The following is a 20,019-nucleotide window of genomic DNA, read 5'->3' as shown; positions in this document are numbered from 1 at the left end:
CCTGGGCGAGGTGCCGAGTGGTGGGGCAAGAGCCTTTTTGGTTACTTTTGGGGCTCTTTTCCAAAAGTGACCCGCTGTAAAAGCGGAACCTATAGCAGCCGTTACCGCAGAAACGGATATGTACTCGGTCTGATCCAACATCCTGGCCAATCCTGAGGCCGCTATCGGGGGCAAGCCCCCTCCCACATTTGCACCGGGATCGACCCAACATCCTGGTCGGCCCAGAGGCCGCCATCGGGGGCAAGCCCCCTCCCACATTGACCGAGGCGTGTCTGTCGCCTGGGAGACGACGGCAGCTAGCTCCCTCGCCACATGTCGGTGTCATACCAACGTTGTGTAGATACCTATGCAGCATAGGCCAACACGAGATTGAGCTACCCCTTACTTATCCTGATCAGCCGGCCGTGTATTCCCATCCCATCCGCCACCCAACGCCGCAATCAGCTGCACGCTCGCCACCAACCGCGACTGCAGCAAGGTCAGTACCGTGCGCTCGTTACTCAAGGCCGTTGCCTGCACGGTAACCACGTCCAGATAGGCAATCAGCCCCGCCTTGTACTGGTTCTCGGTCAACCGCAACGACTCGCGGGCGGACTCCAGCGCTTCGTTGCTGACCACCGCTTCGTCGGCCAGCACCTTGAGCTGCACCATGTAGTTTTCCACTTCGCGGAATCCGTCCAGCACGGTCTGACGGTACTTGGCCACGGTTTCGTCATAGCTGGCCACGCTACGGTCGACTTCCGCCGAGCGTTGGCCGCCGTCGAACAGGGTCATGGCCAGCTTCGGGCCTACCGACCAGAAGCGGTTCGGCAGGCTGATCCAGTCTTCATAGGTGCTGCTGGAGTAGCCCCCCGCCAGGCTCAGGGTCAAGTCGGGGTAATAGGCGGCTTTGGCCACGCCGATGTTGGCGTTGGCTGCAATCACCGAACGTTCCGCCGACGCGATATCCGGGCGGCGCTCCAACAGGTGCGACGGCAGGCCGACAGGAATCTGCGGCAACGCCGGGATGTCCTTGCTGACGGCCAGGCTGAAATTGGCCGGCGCTTCACCGATCAATACCGCAATCGCGTTTTCCAGCTGGGCACGCTGCCAGATCAGGTCGATCAGGCTGGCCTGGGTGGTCTTGAGCTGGGTTCGCGCCTGGGCGATGGCGTCCTTGCCGGCGACACCGGCGCGGTACTGGTTTTCGGTCATCTGCTGCGAGCGCTGGTAGGTGTCCAGCGTGGCTTGCAGCAAACGCGTCTGTTCATCCATGACGCGCAACTGCAGGTAGCTCTGCACCAGTTCCGACTGCTGGCTCAGGCGCATCGCCGCCAGGTCTGCCGAGCTGGCCTCGGCGCTGGCTTCATTGGCTTCAAGGCCACGGCGCAATTTGCCCCAGACGTCAGCTTCCCAGCTCACGCCCAGTTGCGCATTGAGGGTGTCGCGAATACCGCTGCTGGAACTGCTCAGGCTGGCGCTGCTGCTGCCGGTGCCCTGGCTCGCGCGGGTTTTGCCGACGCTCAGGTCGACGCTCGGGTAAAACGCCCCGCGAGCACTGCGCACCAGGGCCTGGGCCTGGCGGAAACGCGCCTCGGCCTGGGCGACGGTCTGGTTGGCGCTGTTGAGGCGTACCACCAGCTCGTTCAGTTGGCGGTCGCCGTACAGCTCCCACCATGCACCACGCGCCAGGGAGTCGCTTGGATTGGCCTGGCGCCAGCCCTGGGCTTGTTTGAATTGTGCCGGTTCGACCACGGGCGGACGCTGGTAATCGGGGCCGATGGCACAGGCGCTGAGCAACAACGCCAACCCCACTGTAGGAGCGAGCTTGCTCGCGAAGACCGTCAACGATAACGCGCCGAGCTTGGAAGAACGCGGTGTCTGCACGTTTTTCGCGAGCAAGCTCGCTCCTACAGGGGGCCGGGGTGCATTGGCGTTGGTTGAATCGTTCATAGCGCAGTGTCCAGGGCAGCATCGGTACGCACGCCGCGCCAGGCATTGAAGCGGTGGCGCGCGCGGTCTAGATAGAGGTAAACCACCGGAGTGGTGTAAAGGGTCAGGATCTGGCTGAACACCAGGCCGCCAATGATGGTCAGGCCCAGGGGCTGGCGCATTTCCGCGCCATCGCCGGCGCCGAGCAGCAGTGGCAACGCGCCGAGAATCGCCGCCAGCGTGGTCATCAGGATGGGTCGCAGGCGCAGCAGGCAGGCGCTGCGAATCGACTCCAGCGGGCTCATACCGTCATGCCGCTCAAGCTGCAGCGCCAGGTCGATCATCAGGATCGCGTTTTTCTTCACCACCCCGATCAGCAGGAACAGCCCCAACAGTGAGATCAGGCTGAACTCCCCGCCCAGCAGGTAGATGGACAACAACGCGCCGACGCCGGCCGAGGGCAAGGTCGACAGAATCGTCAGCGGGTGGATATAGCTTTCATACAGCACGCCCAGCACCAGGTACACCGCCACCAGCGCGCCGAGAATCATGAACGGCTGGCCCTTCTGGGTCGCGGCGAAGGCGTCGGCGGTGCCGGCCATCTTGGCGATCACGTCTTCCGGCAGGCCGACCTTGGCAATCGCGCGCTCGATGGCGGCAGTGCCCTGCTCCACCGTGACGCCTGCCGCCAGGTCGAACGCGATGTTTTCCGAGGCGAACTGCCCTTCGTGGCTGACGCGGTCATCGGCCAGGCTGTTTTCATAATGGGCAATGGTCGACAGCGGCACGCGCGCGCCATCGGCGGTAATCACCTGCACCTGGTTGAGGGTGATCGGGTCCTGGGCATATTTGGGGTTGACCTCCATCACCACCTGATACTGGTTGAGGCTGTCGTAGATGGTGGAAATCTGCCGCTGGCTGTAGGCGTTGTTGAGCACCGAGGTGACCATGTCCATATCGATCCCCAGGCGCTTGGCCTGGTCGCGGTCGACGATCAGCGTGACCTGGGCCGCGCCGCGCCCTTCGCGGGCGTCGATGGCGGTCAGCTCCGGCAGCTCACGCATGGCGGCCACCACTTTGGGGTACCACAGGCGCAACGCGGCGAGGTCACCGCTTTGCAGGATGTAGGAATACTGCGCGCTGGTCTGGTCGCGGCCGCCGCCGAATTGCAGGTCCTGGTCGGCCATCAGGAACAGGCGCCCGCCCGGTACCAGCGGCACTTCCTTGCGCAGGCGCTCGATAACCGCCTGGGCCGAGATCCTGCGCTCGGCGATCGGTTTGAGGCGCACCAGCATCACCGCGTTGTTGGTGCCGTTGGTGCCGCCGATAAAGCCGGCCACGCTGAGTACCGCCGGGTCCTTGAGCACGGCCTGGCGGAAGATTTCCATTTTCGGCTGCATCACGTTGAATGACAGCCCGTCATCCCCGCGCACAAAACCGATCAACTGGCCGGTGTCCTGCTGGGGCATGAAGGTCTTCGGCACCACCACGTACAGCGCGATGTTCACCCCCACGGTAATCAACAGGCTGAGCAGGGTCAGGCGCCGATGGCGCAGCACCCAGTCCAGGCTGGTGGCATAGGCGGCCACCATGCGTTCGTTGATGCGGTGGCTCCAGCGCTGCAAGCCGGTCATCTGCCCTTTGACATGGGGCTTGAGCCAGCGCGCACAGAGCATCGGGGTCAGGGTCAGCGACACGATCAGCGAAACAATGATCGCCGCCGACAAGGTGATGGAGAATTCACGGAACAGGTTGGTGACGATCCCGCCCATGAACAGGATGGAGAGAAACACCGCCACCAGCGACACGTTCATCGACAGCAAGGTAAAGCCGACTTCCTGGGCGCCCAGGTACGCTGCCTTCATCGGCGGCACGCCCTCGTCGATATGCCGGGAGATGTTCTCCAGCACCACGATGGCATCGTCCACCACCAGGCCGGTCGCCAGGATCAGTGCCATCAGCGAGAAGTTGTTCAGCGAAAACCCGTACAGGTACATCACCGCAAAGGTGCCCACCAGCGACACCGGCACCGCCAGGGTGGGGATCAACGAAGCGCGGAAGTTACCCAAAAACAGGTACACCACCAGCACCACCAGGGCCACGGCGATCAGCAGGGTCATCTCGGCTTCGTGCAAGGTCGCGGTAATGACCGGCGAACGGTCCATGGCCAGGTTGAGCTTGACGCTGGACGGCAGCACCGCCTGCAACGCCGGCAGTTGCGCCTTGATCTGGCGCACCGTTTCGATGATGTTGGCGCCGGACTGGCGGTTGATCACCAGCAGCACCGCTGAATCGTTGTTGAAAAACCCGCTGTTGTAGCGGTCTTCCACGCCGTCGCTGATCTTCGCCACATCGCTCAGGCGCAGCGCCGCGCCGTTCTGGTAGCGAATCAGCAGCGGCTCGTAGTCCTTGGCTTTTTCCAACTGGTCGTTGGCCTGGATCTGCCAGTTGCGCTCGCTGTCTTCCAGGGAGCCCTTGGGCCGGCGCTGGTTGGCGTTGGCGATGGTAGTGCGCACATCGTCCAGGGCCACGCCGTACTGATCAAGCGCCTTGGGCTCCAGCTCGATACGCACGGCCGGCAGGGAGCTGCCGCCAATCTGCACTTCGCCCACGCCCGGCACCTGGGACAGGCTCTGGGACAAAATGGTCGAGGCCAGGTCGTACAGCTGGCCCTTCTGCAACACGTCGGACGTCAGCGACAGCACCATGATCGGCGCCTGGGACGGGTTGATCTTCTTGTACGTGGGCATGCTGCGCATGCCACTGGGCAGCAGGTTGCGCGACGCATTGATTGCCGCCTGCACTTCCCGCGCCGCGCCGTTGATATCGCGGTCGGAATCGAACGCGAGGATCACCCGCGTGGAGCCCTGGCTGGAGGAACTGCTCATGGTGGTGATGCCGGCAATTGCGCCGAACGAGCGCTCCAGCGGCGTGGCCACGGTAGACGCCATCACCTCGGGGCTGGCGCCCGGCAAGCTGGCCGACACCACGATCACCGGGAAATCGATCTGCGGCAACGGCGACACCGGCAGCAGGTTGAAGCTGACGCCGCCGAGCAACATGATCGCCAGGCTCAGCAGCATCGTGGCCACGGGACGACGGATAAATGGTCCAGAAAGGTTCATGGGGGGGAGCTCCAAGCAGCAAGCTTCAAGCGGCAAGCTAAAGCCATGCGCCGCGCCCGCGTTTCTATTGCAGCTTGAAACTTGCCGCTTGCAACTGCTTTAACCCCCCCCATTACGCGACTTCCTCGACGCCAGACTTCCGCCAGCGGCGTCCCAACCTGTCGAAATACAGGTAGATCACCGGCGTGGTGAACAGCGTCAACACCTGGCTCACCAGCAGCCCGCCGACCATCACCAGGCCCAGGGGCTGGCGCAATTCCGCACCGGAGCCGCTGGCCAGCATCAACGGTACCGCCCCGAACAAGGCCGCCAGGGTGGTCATCAGGATGGGCCGGAAGCGCAGCAGCGCCGCCTGGTAGATGGCGGTCTGCGGGTCCAGGCCCTGGTTGCGCTCGGCGTCGAGGGCGAAGTCGATCATCATGATCGCGTTCTTCTTGACGATGCCGATCAGCAGGATGATGCCGATGATCGCGATCATGCCCAGGTCATTGCCGCTGAGCAGCAAGGCCAGCAAGGCGCCCACCGCCGCCGACGGCAAGGTCGAGAGAATGGTGATCGGGTGGATATAACTCTCGTAAAGCACGCCGAGCACGATGTACATGGTGACCACCGCCGCCAGGATCAGCAGCAAGGTGCTCGACAGGGAGGCCTCGAACGCCTGGGCCGCGCCCTGGAACTGGGTCTGCACGCCGACCGGCATGCCGATGTCCTTCTGGGTCTGGTTGATCAGCTCTACGCCCTTGCCCAGCGCCACCCCGGGAGCCAGGTTGAACGACATCATCACCGCCGGGAACTGGCCGATATGGGCAATCGCCAACTGTGCCTGACGCTGCTCCACATGGGCCAGGCTCGACAGCCGTACCTGGCCGCCATCGGTGGTCTTCACATGGATCTGGTTGAGCGCGGCCGGGCCGAGGGTTTCGCCGGACTGGGCCTGCAAGACCACGCGGTACTGGCTGGCCTGGGTGTAGATGGTGGAAATCTGCCGCTGGCCGAAGGCATCGTACAGCGCGTCGGTGATGGTCGACACGCTGACGCCCAGGCGCGAGGCGGCGTCGCGGTCGATCACCAGGTACACCTGCAGGCCTTTGTCCTGCAGGTCGCTGGCCACGTCGGTGAGTTCCGGCAACTGGCCGAGAGCGTGCACCAGCTTGTCGCTCCACAGCGCGAGCAACTCGGCGTCCGGTGAGGACATGCTGAATTGATACTGGGTACGGCTGACGCGGTCTTCGATGGTCAGGTCCTGCACCGGCTGCATGAACAGGCGGATGCCTACCAGCTTGTCGATTTGCGGTTGCAGGCGAGCGATCACCTGCACCGCGCTCAAGTCGCGCAGGCCGTGGGCCTTGAGGTTGATCAGCAAGCGACCGCTGTTGAGGGTGGCGTTATCACCGTCCACGCCAATATAGGACGAGAGGCTTTCCACCGCCGGATCGGCCAGGATAATCTTCGCCAGCGCCTGCTGGCGCTGGCTCATGGCGGCAAATGAAATCGACTGCGGCGCCTCGGAAATCCCCTGGATCACCCCGGTATCCTGCACCGGGAAAAAGCCCTTGGGCACCACCAGGTACAGCACCACCGTGAGGCCCAGGGTGGCGATGGCCACCAGCAGGGTCAGCGGCTGGTGCCTAAGCACCCATTGCAGCTTGCGCCCGTAGGCGTCGATCAGCCAATCGATCCAGGCGCCGCTGGCCTTGTAGAAACGCCCCTGTTCTTCTTCCTTCGGCTCACGCTTGAGCAAGCGCGCGCACATCATCGGCGTGAGCGTGAGGGACACCACCAGGGAAATCAGGATCGCCACCGCCAGGGTAATGGCAAATTCGCGAAACAGGCGCCCGACCACATCGGCCATGAACAGCAGCGGGATCAGCACGGCGATCAGCGACAGGGTCAGGGAAATCAGGGTGAAACCGATCTGTTTGGCGCCCTTGAGCGCGGCGGCCATGGGCGTCTCGCCTTCCTCGATATAGCGGGAGATGTTCTCCAGCATCACGATGGCGTCGTCCACCACAAAGCCGGTGGCAATGGTCAGGGCCATCAACGTCAGGTTGTTGACCGAGAACCCCGCCAGGTACATCACGCCAAAGGTGCCGACCAGCGACAGCGGTACGGCGATGGACGGAATGATCGTGGCGCTGACCCGGCGCAGGAACAGGAACGTCACCATCACCACCAGCGCAATAGCGATCAGCAATTCGTGTTGCACGTCCTTGACCGACGCGCGGATCGTCTGGGTGCGATCGGTGAGCACCGTCACGTCCAGGCCCGCCGGCAGGTTGTCGGTGATGCTCGGCAGCAGGGCCTTGATACGGTCCACCACCTCGATCACGTTGGCGCCCGGCTGACGCTGGATATTGAGCAGCACGGCCTGGTTTTCGTTGGCCCAGGCGGCAAGGCGCTCGTTTTCAGCGCCGTCGACAATCTGCGCCACGTCCTTGAGGCGCAATGGTGCACCGTTGTTGTAGGCCAGGATCAGTTCGGCATATTGCTCGGGGGATACCAACTGGTCGTTGGCATCGAGCATCGACACCCGCGTGGGCCCGTCGAAGTTGCCCTTGGGCTGGTTGACGTTGGACGCGGCGATCAAGGTGCGCACATCCGACAGGTTCAAGCCGTTGGCCGCCAGGGCCTCGGGGTTGACCTTGATGCGCACCGCCTGGCGCTGGCCACCGGCGATGCTGACCATGCCGACGCCGCTGATCTGCGCGATCTTCTGCGCCATGCGCGTATCGACCAGGTCATTGAGCTTGGGCAGCAGCATGGTCTTGGAAGTAATCGCCAGGGTCAGCACCGGGGTGTCCGCCGGGTTGACCTTGTTGTACACCGGCGGTGCCGGCAAATCCTTGGGCAACAGGTTGGTGGCGGCGTTGATCGCGGCCTGCACCTGCTGCTCGGCGACATCCATATTGATGTCGAGGTTGAAGCGCAGGGTCAGCACCGAGGCACCGCCCGAGCTGGTGGAGGCCATCTGGGTCAGGCCGGGCATCTGCCCGAACTGGCGCTCCAGCGGCGCGGTGACCGCGCTGGTCATCACGTCGGGGCTGGCACCGGGGTACAGCGTCATCACCCGAATGGTCGGGTAATCCACCTGGGGCAAGGCCGAAACCGGCAACAGGCGATAAGCGATCAGGCCGGCCAGCACGATGGCGAGCATGCTCAGCGTGGTGGCGACCGGGCGCAGGATAAACAGGCGCGACAGGTTCATGCGCCGACCTTTTGCGCCTTGCCGGCGTCAGTGCCGGTCTCCCCTTTCGCCGCGGGCTTGCCTTGCAGGTGTTCGGTCGGCGTGGTCGGCACTTCGCTGCTGTCATTGACCACTTCGATTTCACTGCCGTCCTTGAGACGGTCAGTGCCTTCCATGACCACCCGATCACCCGCCGCCAGGCCTTGCTTGATCACGGTGTTGTCGCCATCGCTATCGCCCACCACCAGCGGCTGGACCTTGACCTTCTTGTCGCCGTCGAGCTTGTAGACAAAGGTGCCGTTGTTACCGAACTGGATCGCGGCGGAGGGTGCCAGCACTACGTTGTGCAAGGTATCGGCGAGCAAGTGCACATTGACGAACTGATTGGGAAACAGCGCCTGATCCTTGTTATCGAAGCGCGCCTTGAATTTGAGAGTGCCGGTGGTCACGTCGATCTGGTTGTCCAGGCTCTGCAGCACGCCCACCGCCTGCTTTTTCGTGTCGCCACGGTCCCAGGCTTCCACCGGCAGCTTGTTGCCGGCGTGATAACGGGTGAGGACGGTGTCCAGGGTGTTTTCCGGCAGGGTGAAGGCCACGCTGATCGGTTGGGTCTGGGTGATCACCGCCAGGGCGGTGGTGTCGTTGGCGGCCACCAGGTTGCCGACGTCGAGCTGACGCAAACCGATGCGACCGGCAATCGGCGCACGGATTTTGGTGAATTCAAGGTTGAGCTTGGCATCGTCGACCGCACCCTGGTTGGTCTTGACCGTGCCCTGGTATTGCAGGACCAGCGCTTCGGCGGTGTCCAGGGTCTGCTTGGCGATGCTGTCCTGGGCGTACAGGCCGCGATACCGCTCGACATCGACCTGGGCGTTTTTCAACTGCGCCTGGTTCTGCAGCAACGTACCCTGGGCCTGGAGCAAGGCATTCTGGTAGCTGCGCGGGTCGATCTCGGCGAGCAAGTCGCCCGCCTTGACCATTTGCCCCTCTTCAAAGGCGATCTTCACCAGCTCACCGCCCACCCGGCTGCGCACGTTGATCGTGTTGAGCGCGGTCACCGTGCCCAAGGCCTTGTAGTACACCGGGAACTCCCCCACTACCGCCGGCGCCACGCGCACCGGCACCGGGCCGGTGGAGCCGCCGAACCCTGGGCGCGCCATGCCGGTCTTGCCGGTGTGCCCGGCCGGGGCGTCCTTATGGGCCGCGCCGCCGGGCCAGAATTTCCAGCACAGGCCGGCGATAACCAGCAGCACAAGCAGGCCAAACAGCCAGCGGCGGGAGTTGCGGGGGGAGGATTGCATGGAGTGATCAACCATTGGGCGCGAGAGCTTCTTCTTTGGGAGGCTGAAAGATAAGCACTGGAGCGCATTTAGAAAAGCGCCTTTACCGGCTATTTACCTTGAGCTTACAACTTTTAAAATTCGGGTCCTGGTCTGCGGGCTGTTTCGCTAAGCTGCTGACACCCAAATAAAAACGGCCTGGACTAGGCCAGGCCGCAATCGTGCATCATACGTGTTACTGCCTCACGACAGTCATGCGCAGAAACAGTTACTTCAAAACAGCCAGGGCCGCTTCGTAGTTTGGCTCTTCAGCGATTTCCTTGACCAGTTCGCTGTGCAGCACGTTGTCGTTTTCGTCCAGCACCACCACAGCGCGAGCGGTCAGGCCCTTGAGCGGGCCGTCGGCAATCGACACACCGTAATCAACGGCGAAATCCGAGTCGCGGAAATCCGACAGGTTCTTCACGTTTTCCAGGCCTTCGGAGCCGCAGAAACGCGCCTGAGCGAATGGCAGGTCGGTGGAGATGCACAACACCACGGTGTTTTCCACGTCGTTGGCCTGGGCGTTGAACTTGCGCACGGAAGTGGCGCAGGTTGGGGTGTCAACGCTTGGGAAGATATTCAGCACTTTGCGCTTGCCGGCAAAGGTGGCCAGGGTAGCGTTGGACAGATCGCCGGCGGTCAGGGTGAAGTCTGCAGCTTTGGCGCCGACTTTCGGCAATTCGCCTTCAACCTGGACCGGGTTGCCTTTAAGGGTGACTTGAGCCATGAACGGAATCCTTATGCTGGGTTTTGGTTAAACGAATTCGAGAGGCCGAAGTTAACCACAAAGTGCCGACGCTACCTACCGCCAGACACAAATTGTCATGTCACCGGGTTGTGGTTTAATTGCGCGCTTTTCGCCTGTCCCTCAAGGAAACCGCTGCTAATGAATCAGCCCGCCACCAAAGTCCTGGTCATTGGTTACGTCTGGCCGGAGCCGCGCTCCTCAGCTGCAGGCGGGCATATGATGCAGATTCTCGAGAGCTTTCTTACACAAGGTTGGGCCGTTACCTTCAGCAGCCCGGCGACCATTGGCGAACACAAGGCTGACTTGCCCGCCCTCGGCATCGCGGAATGCGCCATTGAACTGAATAACAGCAGCTTCGATGATTTTGTTCGCGAACTGGCCCCGGATATCGTGCTGTTCGACCGTTTCATGATGGAAGAGCAATTCGGCTGGCGCGTCGAAAAATGCTGCCCCGACGCCCTGCGCGTATTGGAGACCTCCGACCTGCAAAGCCTGCGCGACGCCCGCCACCAGCGTTTCAAGGAGCACGTAAAGGCCAACCCCGAGAGCGACGACTTCAGTGCCCTGTTCGCGCCGGCGCTGGAGGACGAGTACCAACGCATGGCCGACACCGACCTGGCCAAACGCGAAATCGCCGCGATTTACCGCTGCGACATCAGCCTGATGATCTCCGACGTGGAAATCCGCCTGCTCACCGAACAGTTCAAGGTGCCGGCCGCCCTGCTCCACTGGTGCCCGTTGATGCTGCAGCCGCCCAAGGCCGCGTTTGCGCCGTTTGAAGAGCGTGCGCACTTTCTCAGCATCGGCAACTTCCGCCATGCGCCCAACTGGGACGCCGTGCTATGGATGAAGCACAGCCTGTGGCCGCTGATCCGCCAGCAATTGCCGGGCGCGCAGTTGCATATCTACGGCGCCTATACGCCGCCCAAGGCCACTGCCCTGCACAACCCGGCCCAGGGTTTTCATGTAATGAACTGGGCCGAAGACGCGCTGCAAGTGATGAGCGCCGCGCGCATCTGCCTGGCGCCGTTGCGCTTTGGTGCGGGTATCAAGGGCAAGTTGATCGACGCCATGCTGTGCGGCACGCCTAATGTCACCACCCCTATCGGCGCCGAGGCCATGGGCGACGACCAGCCCTGGCCCGGCATGATAGCCCACGACGCCCCGGCCCTGGCCGCCGCTGCCGTGGCCCTCTACCAGGACCGCGAGCGCTGGACCCAAGCCCAGGAACACGGGCGCCAGCTGCTGGCCCGGCGTTATGACCAGGCTCAGCATGGGCCAGCCCTGGTCGAGTGCCTGGAGCAATGCCGCCGCCACCTCGCTGCCCATCGCAGGGACAACTTCACCGGCAGCATGCTGCGCCATCATGCGCACAAGAGTACCCAGTACATGTCCCAGTGGATCGAGGCGAAAAACCGCAGCCTATAGCGCTGCCGCTGGCGAGGTCGCGCGCGACGGGGCATTATCCTACGCAGCGACCACAATAAAGCGACGGCAACATGACCCGAGCAACGCGCATCACCGACCCTTCCTACGAGTTGATGGACGATCACAACGGTCTGTCCATCATCTATCGCCAGCACGGCTTCCCCTGCCCGCTGGTGCGCTGGCATTTCCACAAGGAGTACGAGCTGCACCTGATCGTCGCCAGCTCGGGCAAGGTGTTCATCGGCGACTACATCGGTAACTTCTACCCGGAAAGCCTGTTCCTCACCGGCCCCAACCTGCCCCACAACTGGATCAGCCAGGTGGAGGAAGACGAAGTGGTGCCCAAGCGCGACATGCTGGTGAACTTCACCGACGAGTTGTTCGAACACGGCAGCCATATATTCGCCGAACTCAAGAGCCTGGCGCCGTTACTCGAGCGCGCCCAATACGGCATCCAATTCCGCTGCAAAAAGACCATCGCCCAGGCCATGACCCTGATGCAGCAGATCGAAGACGCCCACGGCATGGCGCGCCTGGGGCACTTCTTTATCTTGCTGGAAGTGTTAAGCGCCTGTGAGGACTACCAGTTGCTGTCCGGCGTGACCACCCCGCAGCAAGCCGACGAACACAGCATCGACCGCACCAACCGCGCGGTGGACTACATTTTCGCCCACTATGCCCGCGAGCTGCCGCTGGAGGAAGTCGCGGAGTATCTGGGGATGAAGCCGACGTACTTTTCCAGGGTATTCAAGCAGGCCACCGGGCGGACGTTCATTGAATTCGTCAACCGACTGCGCATCAGCAAGTCCTGCGAATTGCTGGCCGATGGCGACAAGGCTGTAACGGATGTGTGCTTTGAGTCGGGGTTCAACAATATTTCCAACTTCAATCGGCGTTTTCAGCAGCTTAAAGGGATGACGCCGTCCCACTATCGGCGGTTGGCGGTGCAGCGGTTGACGGAGCAGAATTTGGCTTGAACGCCATCACTAGATGCCTGATCCGACGCTCAATTGTCACGAGGCCCATCAATACCACATGTATTTTTTATTGACATCGTGTATCTGAGAAAGAGCGATCTCTGTTCTTGGCCACATGGAAAATTATGGGGGGCTTGCTTGAGCGAACAGCTAATTGCCACTGGCGATCATGTTAGCAATTCGACGCTCTATAGTTATAGCAAGCCCCTGTGGGAAATCAATCGTGTCCGGAATCAATCAAGGAGAAACTGATATTGTTAACTCTAAGATTTCCCAGATAGCTGAGAGTTACCATCACGTTGGGATGTGCCTTTTGGTCCAAGTAATATATGTCCGCTCCGCCCCGCACACCCAATCCACCTGGCAGTTTTACGGAGGGCTTGGATTTAGTGGGCACACCTAAAACCTCACGTACGTATCGCTGATCCATACCTAACCTGAACGGCTGAGGTAATTGCCCGGTATAGACAGGCTGCCCGACTGTTTGAATCAGGATGATCATTACTTGCTCCAGCCGTTTTGTTTCTGCCCAGAACCATAATTTCACGCCGGGTTCTGGATTTTGAATTAGCTCCTCGTTATCAGACGTATCAAATAGCCGCTTGAGCAGTAATTCCTGAATGAGTCCTTCGCTCACCAATTTGTGATAAGGAAAACCGAGCCCCCCTACTAAACGACTGATCGGAACGGCGTCCATCAGTACCACCCCTGTGTTTCATTTATTTTGTGCATTTTAACGCGAGCGTCTTGAAGATCTGATTCGGTGAATCCCTGCTCCAGCATATGAAGGCATAAAGGGAACGCATTTGTTTCGGCTTAAATAAATGAGTGCCCCTTTTTCAGTATTCAAAGTTTTTCCACGTTAAAGATAAATTTTTCTGCTGCACTAAGGGTGCCCTCGGTTGATTAACGAAAAAACCAACGTTTTAATCTGCATTGTGGATGTGTACTGAAAGGACACTTTCAGATTTGGGAAGTTAATCTGATCCAGCGAATAAGTATCGAAGCCACCCAATACGGTATCCAAAGGCAGCTTCGTCAGGCCTTGTGATTCCATGGGCATACCGAAAGCTGCTCGCACCTCTGACTTGGATGCTAGTAACGCAAAAGGCTTGGGAAGCTCACCCTTGTACTCTGTTGTACCTTCAACAGTAGAGCGCAGGGTGATAAAGAGTCGCTCGTACCTCCTCGTCTCCGCCCAGAAACTTAACTCCAGGCCGTCAGCTGGTTTTTTCAGCGATAACCAATCACGCCCGCTATAGAGCTCAGTGAGTGGCAGGCCTGGAATAATTCTGTGGGAAATTAAATCCTCATAGAGCCATCCTAGATGTTTGATCCAACTTTCAATTGTCACGGCGTCCATCAATACCACCCCTGGGCTTGGTTGATGTCATGTAATTGTTGACGGGCGACCTCGATATCGAACTCAGCGAACCCCTCTTCGAGCAGCCCTCTCTTAATCGCATCCACGTTACTGTTCACCGCTGCTCGAAGGTCTTCAGCATCTTTACTCTGTCTGTATTTGGTATTTCGGCCGCCATAAGTCTCACTGTGATTCTGATGCACTCTGACTGGTATAGCGATGCTGGCGCCACGACGAAGAAAGCTCTGAACCTCCTCATCCGTCAAATCCGCCATACGATGCCTTAACGCCAGTTCCAGCGCCTTTTGCGCAGGAATATGGTCAATATCCAGCCCATCCTTACGGCTACGACTCATCAAATTAGCTGCCTGCCCAACCTCCAATGGCCTGACCGCCGGCTTGGCAAACACCAGATACAACGGCGGCACACCCGAATCAGCCGGAAACGAAATGATCGTATCCTGCCAGGTGATGTTTTCTGCATCCCGTCCTGGATAGTGACTGATTGCCGAATCTTGCCCCACCGCAACTGGATGAACAAACACGTTATCCAAGCGTTCCGGTGTACCGGGATACGGGCTCGGCACGCTGACAACCGGGCCGTGGTTCGGCGTCCAGGTGATGCTGATGCCATCCAGCACCGCGACCATCGCGCTGTGATCCTCATTCCACCGGGCTTGCGCAACGGGTACGCGGTCAGCGCTACTGCCAGGTTGGGTATGTAGGCCGTAAACACGCAGTTCACCGGACTCATCCTGGCGAAACTGGAAACGCACCCGCGTACTGGCCGAACGCATCCCCTCCAACTGCTCCGGGGTGTATAGCGTTGAATCACCGATATCCCGTGGCCAAAAGGCCAGCAGCACAAGGTTGAGGGCCGAACTGGCTCCGGCCAAGCCTCGTACAGCCCAGGCACCGAGGTCGCTGCCGAGTGTGCCTGCTACCCTGCCGACGGCGCCCGTCTTACCGGTTGAGGCCATGACGGCCGTGGCGCCAAAGTTTCTGGCGTTTTCCGGGCCGGTTCCCGCGGCTGTAGAACCGGCGGGTACCGAAACGCATGATTTGGCGAAAACGCAGGTATCAGCGGCACGATTTGGCGCAGCGGGCGCGGCTACGTTGGAAGGTGTCGCGGCGGACGCGGTCGGCCCCATTCCAACGGTGGTGAATCGTTGAGGCTGGGGACCGAACTCCTGGCATTTGAAGCGCTGATTGGCAATCAACTCCGGCGGCGGATCGCATTTGCAGATACACAGATCCCCCTCAGCGCCGCTTGCTTGCCGTTCCACTCTTCGTGCAAATGAGGACCGATAAGCGCGATGAAGCCTTCAGTACCGCAAGTCGGACAAGCGACTCGGTCACCCTCCCTTGAGATCATTTCGCCGTTGAAACTGGTGCGCTCACAACCACTGGTCACTTTGCCACCCGCTGTGGTGGTTGAACCCGTGGTGATGTTGTAGCGCCTCACATCTGACTCTCCCCGTGATATCCAGGCTTTAGAAGGCCAGGAATACCATCGCCGTCCGCGTACTCCACCACCTGAGCCAGGTTTTGCAGGCTGCCCGTCACGGTGTCGCCGTTGTCGGTAGCGCTGCCGACAATGGCGATGGGCAGACCTTTGTAGGTGGCTGCGAAACCTGCTCCCGAGACAATTTCGCTCTCTTTGCCATCGGGGTAGCGCACTCGGTCGCCGACGCACGCGATGCGCAAGTCATGGATCTCGAGGCTGGTGCTTGCAGTAATGATTTGTCCACCCATACGCGTTCTTGAGCCGAGTGTCGCGTAGTTGTAGATGGCTTTGATTGGGCGAGTTGATTGTTGGATTTCAGTATCGGTGTCTTTCATGTTTCGTCCTTTTTTAGCGTGCAGGGGTGCTCAAACGCGATCATGGCGTTGATGTATGCAAAGGGAATAGCGCCGAACTGGCGCAAGAAAGATGTTGCTGGCTGGCGCTAAGCCAAACAACTGCCCGTTCGGCTAGGTATTGGGAAAAACAGAAACGTCTTACAAGGCGTTGAGGTTGTCCCTAGGACACTCAATCTCTAGTCTTCGTACACCGCTACACAATCAGCGGTCGGGCGTCGCGGCCCGTATTTCTTCAGACGCAAAAGCGTCATCGTGTCCTTTTAGTTGGCGCTTTTTTGTCGTCTACTGTGCGGCGCTATGGCGGCTGTGCGTGGGATACCTTCGGGTATGCCGATGTTCTGGAGAGTCGGTCCGCGAACCTGCGTACAGCTGCCACCCCCATCGCGTCGCGGCGATCAATGGCAGCTCCTTTAATATCTCCGGAGTTTCACCATGATCAAACCCACCCCAAATCCCCCACTCGATTCAACACCCAGCGTGCTGTTCACCGTAAAAGACGGCATCTGCACCCAAGACCTGATGGTCAACCTCAGCGAATCACTCGCCTCTGCCCACGCCCTGACCTGCGATTTCGCCTTTGACCTCGACGGCTCACGCCGTGAGGGCGCGCTGGGTATTGCGCAGTTGATCGAGGTGTCTCGGTTATTGGCTGAGCGTGTACTGGCTGATATCGAGGGTTAGGCACTGCACTGATCATTCCCACGCGGAGCGTGGGAGCGATCATGCCGAGTGCAAAAAAGTATCAGTCCCAGTGCTCCCAAGGATTTGTCACAGGCGCATTTGAAGGCTGTAATCAACGCACACTCTTCCTGACTCCTTGATGGGAAGACACAACAACAATAACTGTCCTTCCGTAGCCCCTGGGCGCGGAAATGGAGTGCGCGATGAAGTTCACAGCAAAAGTACTGCTTGCCTCTACCTGCATGACTGCATGCATGACCCTCAGCGCCGTCAGCTTTGGCGCGCAAACCCTGACCATTGCCACCGTCAATAACAGCGACATGATCCGCATGCAGAAGCTCTCGAAAACCTTCGAGGCCGAGCATCCGGAGATCAAGCTGAACTGGGTGGTGCTTGAAGAAAACGTGCTACGCCAACGCCTGACCACCGACATCGCCACCCAGGGCGGGCAGTTCGATGTATTGACCATCGGCATGTACGAAGCCGCACTCTGGGGTGCCAAGGGTTGGTTGGAGCCCATGAAGGACCTGCCGGCGTCCTACGACCTGGATGACGTATTCCCTTCGGTGCGTGACGGGTTGTCCGTCAAAGGCTCGCTGTACGCCCTGCCGTTCTACGCCGAAAGCTCGATCACCTATTACCGCACCGACCTGTTCAAGGACGCCGGGCTGAGCATGCCCGAGCACCCGACCTGGAGCCAGATCGGCGAATTCGCGGCCAAACTCACCGACAAAACCAAAGAGCAATACGGCCTGTGCCTGCGCGGCAAAGCCGGTTGGGGCGAGAACATGGCGCTCATCACCACTCTGGCCAATGGCTATGGTGCGCGCTGGTTCGATGAGAAGTGGCAACCTGAATTCAACGGCCCCGAGTGGAAGGACGCGCTGACGTTCTACGTCGACAACATGAAAAAATCCGGTCCGCCGGGCGCTTCCAGCAACGGCTTCAACGAAAACCTGGCGCTGTTCAACAGCGGCAAGTGCGCGATCTGGGTGGACGCCAGCGTGGCCGGCTCGTTTGTCACCGACAAAACCCAGAGCAAGGTGGCCGAACACGTCGGCTTTACCTTCGCCCCCCACGAGAAGACCGACAAGGGCACCTCGTGGCTGTACTCCTGGAGCCTGGCGATCCCCACCAGTTCCAAGGCCAAGGACGCGGCCAAGGTGTTCACCAGTTGGGCCACCTCCAAGGAATATGGCGCATTGGTCGCCAAGACCGACGGCGTCGCCAACGTCCCGCCAGGCACGCGCAAGTCCACCTACAGCGATGAGTACATGAAGGCCGCACCGTTTGCCAAGGTGACCCTGGAATCGCTGAAAGTGGCGGACCCGACCAAGCCTACCGAGAAGCCGGTGCCGTACATCGGTATCCAGTTGGTGACCATTCCCGAGTTCCAGGCGATTGGTACCCAGGTCGGCAAGTTCTTCTCCGGTGCGCTGACCGGTCAGCAGACGGTGGACGCCGCGTTGACCGCCGCGCAGACCACCACCGAGCGTGAAATGAAGCGGGCCGGTTACCCCAAGTAATCTCAGCCCTCACCACAGTCAAATGTGGGAGGGGGCTTGCCCCCGATAGCAGTGGATCAGCCAACTGATTCATCAACTGATACACCGCTATCGGGGGCAAGCCCCCTCCCACACTGACCGCGTTTGCATGTACCTGACTGGTTCTGATCACCATGAATACAACGCCCAAAAACCGCCTGGCCAACCCCGGCTGGTTCCTTGTCAGCCCCTCGGTGGCCTTGTTGCTGCTGTGGATGATCGTGCCGCTGGGCATGACCCTGTACTTTTCGTTGATCCGCTACAACCTGCTCTACCCCGGCGAAAACCAGTTCGTGGGGTTGGAAAACTTCACCTATTTCGTCACCGACTCGGGCTTCTTGCCCGGCGCCACCAACACCCTGTTGCTGGTGGGCAGCGTGCTGTTGATCAGCGTGGTGTTCGGCGTGTTGATCAGTGCGCTGCTGGAGGCCAGTGAGTTCTTTGGCCGCGGCCTGGTACGGGTGTTGTTGATTTCACCGTTCTTCATCATGCCCACCGTCGGTGCGTTGATCTGGAAGAACCTGATTTTCCACCCGGTGTCGGGGATTCTCGCCGCCGTGTGGAAGTTCTTCGGCGCAGAGCCCGTGGACTGGCTGGCGCACTACCCGCTGCTGTCGATCATCATCATTGTGTCGTGGCAGTGGCTGCCCTTCGCGATCCTGCTGCTGATGACCGCCATGCAGTCCCTGGACCAGGAACAAAAGGAAGCCGCACGCCTGGACGGGGCCGGCGCCATTGCGATCTTCTGGCACCTGACCCTGCCCCACCTGGCCCGTCCGATTGCGGTGGTGGTGATGATCGAGACGATCTTTCTGCTCTCGGTGTTCGCCGAAATCTTCACCACCACCAACGGTGGCCCGGGCTACGCCTCGACCAACCTCGCCTACCTGATCTACAACCAGGCGCTGGTGCAGTTCGACGTGGGCATGGCTTCGGCCGGCGGCTTGATCGCCGTGGTCATCGCCAATATCGCGGCGATCATCCTGGTGCGGATGATCGGCAAAAACCTGACTGACAAGCCTTGAGGGCCGCGCCATGACGCTTCAACAATCCCGCCGCCTGCAAAGCCTGTTGCTCGGCACCCTGGCCTGGGCCATCGCGATCCTGATCTTCTTCCCGATCTTCTGGATGGTGCTGACCAGCTTCAAGACCGAAATCGACGCGTTCGCCACGCCGCCGCAGTTCATCTTCACGCCGACGCTGGAGAACTACCTGCACATCAACGAGCGCAGCAACTATTTTGCCTACGCGTGGAACTCGGTACTGATTTCCTTCAGCGCCACCGCCCTGTGCCTGCTGATCTCGGTGCCGGCCGCCTACTCCATGGCGTTCTATGAAACCCAGCGCACCAAGGGCACGCTGCTGTGGATGCTGTCGACCAAGATGCTGCCGCCGGTGGGCGTGCTGATGCCGATCTACCTGCTGGCCAAGAGCTTTGGCCTGCTGGATACGCGCATTGCGCTGATCATCATCTACACCCTGATCAACCTGCCGATCGTGGTGTGGATGGTGTACACCTACTTCAAGGACATTCCCAAGGACATCCTCGAAGCCGCCCGCCTGGATGGCGCCACGCTGTGGCAGGAAATGGTCCGCGTGCTGCTGCCGATCGCCAAGGGCGGCCTGGCGTCGACCGTGCTGCTGTCGCTGATCCTGTGCTGGAACGAGGCCTTCTGGTCACTGAACCTGACGTCCTCCAGCGCAGCGCCGCTGACGGCGCTGATCGCCTCCTATTCCAGCCCTGAAGGTTTGTTCTGGGCCAAATTGTCCGCCGTGTCGACCCTGGCCTGCGCGCCCATCCTGATCTTTGGCTGGATCAGCCAGAAGCAGTTGGTGCGCGGCCTGTCCTTTGGCGCGGTCAAATAATAATTTC

Annotated in this window: 16 protein-coding genes; 6 read left to right on the top strand and 10 right to left on the bottom strand. The window is 60.4% G+C overall.

The window, feature by feature from the left end:
- Positions 1–381: 381 nt before the first annotated feature.
- From BFQ04_RS21830 to tpx, 5 genes are all read right to left on the bottom strand, one after another.
- Complete coding sequence (locus BFQ04_RS21830; protein ID WP_139111956.1) at positions 382–1,932, bottom strand: efflux transporter outer membrane subunit; 1,551 nt, start codon at positions 1,930–1,932, stop codon at positions 382–384.
- Positions 1,929–5,036 carry an efflux RND transporter permease subunit gene (locus tag BFQ04_RS21825; RefSeq protein ID WP_065952562.1) on the bottom strand — a complete coding sequence of 1,036 codons (3,108 nt, stop codon included), beginning with the start codon at positions 5,034–5,036 and terminating at the stop codon, positions 1,929–1,931. The genes BFQ04_RS21830 and BFQ04_RS21825 overlap by 4 nt, the downstream gene beginning before the upstream one ends.
- A gap of 112 nt (positions 5,037–5,148) precedes the next feature.
- Positions 5,149–8,241 (bottom strand): MdtB/MuxB family multidrug efflux RND transporter permease subunit, encoded by a 3,093-nt coding sequence (locus BFQ04_RS21820; protein ID WP_065952561.1) that lies wholly within the window; start codon positions 8,239–8,241, stop codon positions 5,149–5,151.
- Positions 8,238–9,536, bottom strand: coding sequence for an MdtA/MuxA family multidrug efflux RND transporter periplasmic adaptor subunit (locus BFQ04_RS21815; RefSeq protein ID WP_065952560.1), 1,299 nt, complete (start codon positions 9,534–9,536; stop codon positions 8,238–8,240). The genes BFQ04_RS21820 and BFQ04_RS21815 overlap by 4 nt, the downstream gene beginning before the upstream one ends.
- A 232-nt stretch (positions 9,537–9,768) precedes the next feature.
- Entirely contained in the window at positions 9,769–10,269 is a 501-nt protein-coding gene (tpx, locus tag BFQ04_RS21810) for a thiol peroxidase (protein WP_065952559.1), read from the bottom strand.
- 159 nt (positions 10,270–10,428) lie between these two features.
- Here tpx and BFQ04_RS21805 point away from each other — a divergent pair, with 159 nt between their 5' ends.
- Complete coding sequence (locus BFQ04_RS21805) at positions 10,429–11,718, top strand: glycosyltransferase (protein ID WP_065952558.1); 1,290 nt, start codon at positions 10,429–10,431, stop codon at positions 11,716–11,718.
- A gap of 71 nt (positions 11,719–11,789) precedes the next feature.
- Entirely contained in the window at positions 11,790–12,695 is a 906-nt protein-coding gene (locus tag BFQ04_RS21800; protein WP_065952557.1) for an AraC family transcriptional regulator, read from the top strand.
- 217 nt (positions 12,696–12,912) lie between these two features.
- Here the strand turns inward: BFQ04_RS21800 and BFQ04_RS21795 are convergent, their stop codons facing one another.
- The 5 genes from BFQ04_RS21795 to BFQ04_RS21780 all read right to left on the bottom strand — a co-directional run bounded on the left by BFQ04_RS21795 (position 12,913) and on the right by BFQ04_RS21780 (position 15,900).
- Positions 12,913–13,392 (bottom strand): DUF6392 family protein, encoded by a 480-nt coding sequence (locus tag BFQ04_RS21795; RefSeq protein ID WP_065952723.1) that lies wholly within the window; start codon positions 13,390–13,392, stop codon positions 12,913–12,915.
- Positions 13,393–13,581: 189 nt separating this feature from the next.
- Positions 13,582–14,058, bottom strand: coding sequence for a DUF6392 family protein (locus tag BFQ04_RS21790; RefSeq protein WP_065887333.1), 477 nt, complete (start codon positions 14,056–14,058; stop codon positions 13,582–13,584).
- Entirely contained in the window at positions 14,058–15,278 is a 1,221-nt protein-coding gene (locus BFQ04_RS21785; protein ID WP_256544604.1) for an S-type pyocin domain-containing protein, read from the bottom strand. Before BFQ04_RS21785 ends, BFQ04_RS21790 begins: the two co-directional genes overlap by 1 nt.
- Complete coding sequence (locus tag BFQ04_RS30115) at positions 15,275–15,472, bottom strand: hypothetical protein (RefSeq protein WP_256544610.1); 198 nt, start codon at positions 15,470–15,472, stop codon at positions 15,275–15,277. The genes BFQ04_RS21785 and BFQ04_RS30115 overlap by 4 nt, the downstream gene beginning before the upstream one ends.
- Positions 15,473–15,519: 47 nt before the next feature.
- Entirely contained in the window at positions 15,520–15,900 is a 381-nt protein-coding gene (locus tag BFQ04_RS21780) for a PAAR domain-containing protein (protein ID WP_065952556.1), read from the bottom strand.
- Between the two features lie 453 nt (positions 15,901–16,353).
- Between BFQ04_RS21780 and BFQ04_RS21775 the strand changes: the two genes are divergently transcribed.
- From BFQ04_RS21775 to BFQ04_RS21760, 4 genes are all read left to right on the top strand, one after another.
- Positions 16,354–16,602 carry a DUF6124 family protein gene (locus BFQ04_RS21775; RefSeq protein ID WP_065952555.1) on the top strand — a complete coding sequence of 83 codons (249 nt, stop codon included), beginning with the start codon at positions 16,354–16,356 and terminating at the stop codon, positions 16,600–16,602.
- A gap of 203 nt (positions 16,603–16,805) precedes the next feature.
- Positions 16,806–18,128 (top strand): ABC transporter substrate-binding protein, encoded by a 1,323-nt coding sequence (locus tag BFQ04_RS21770; protein WP_065952554.1) that lies wholly within the window; start codon positions 16,806–16,808, stop codon positions 18,126–18,128.
- A gap of 152 nt (positions 18,129–18,280) precedes the next feature.
- A complete protein-coding gene (locus tag BFQ04_RS21765; protein WP_065952553.1) occupies positions 18,281–19,171 on the top strand; it encodes a carbohydrate ABC transporter permease in 891 nt (296 codons plus the stop codon).
- A 10-nt stretch (positions 19,172–19,181) separates the two neighbouring features.
- A complete protein-coding gene (locus BFQ04_RS21760; protein ID WP_065887345.1) occupies positions 19,182–20,012 on the top strand; it encodes a carbohydrate ABC transporter permease in 831 nt (276 codons plus the stop codon).
- Positions 20,013–20,019: the final 7 nt, after the last annotated feature.

The sequence above is a fragment of the Pseudomonas sp. 37 R 15 genome (assembly GCF_900004865.1).
Classification (GTDB): Bacteria; Pseudomonadota; Gammaproteobacteria; order Pseudomonadales; family Pseudomonadaceae; genus Aquipseudomonas; species Aquipseudomonas fluorescens_AM.
Note: the sequence above shows the minus strand (reverse complement) of the source record. Positions and strands in the feature narration are given on the sequence as shown.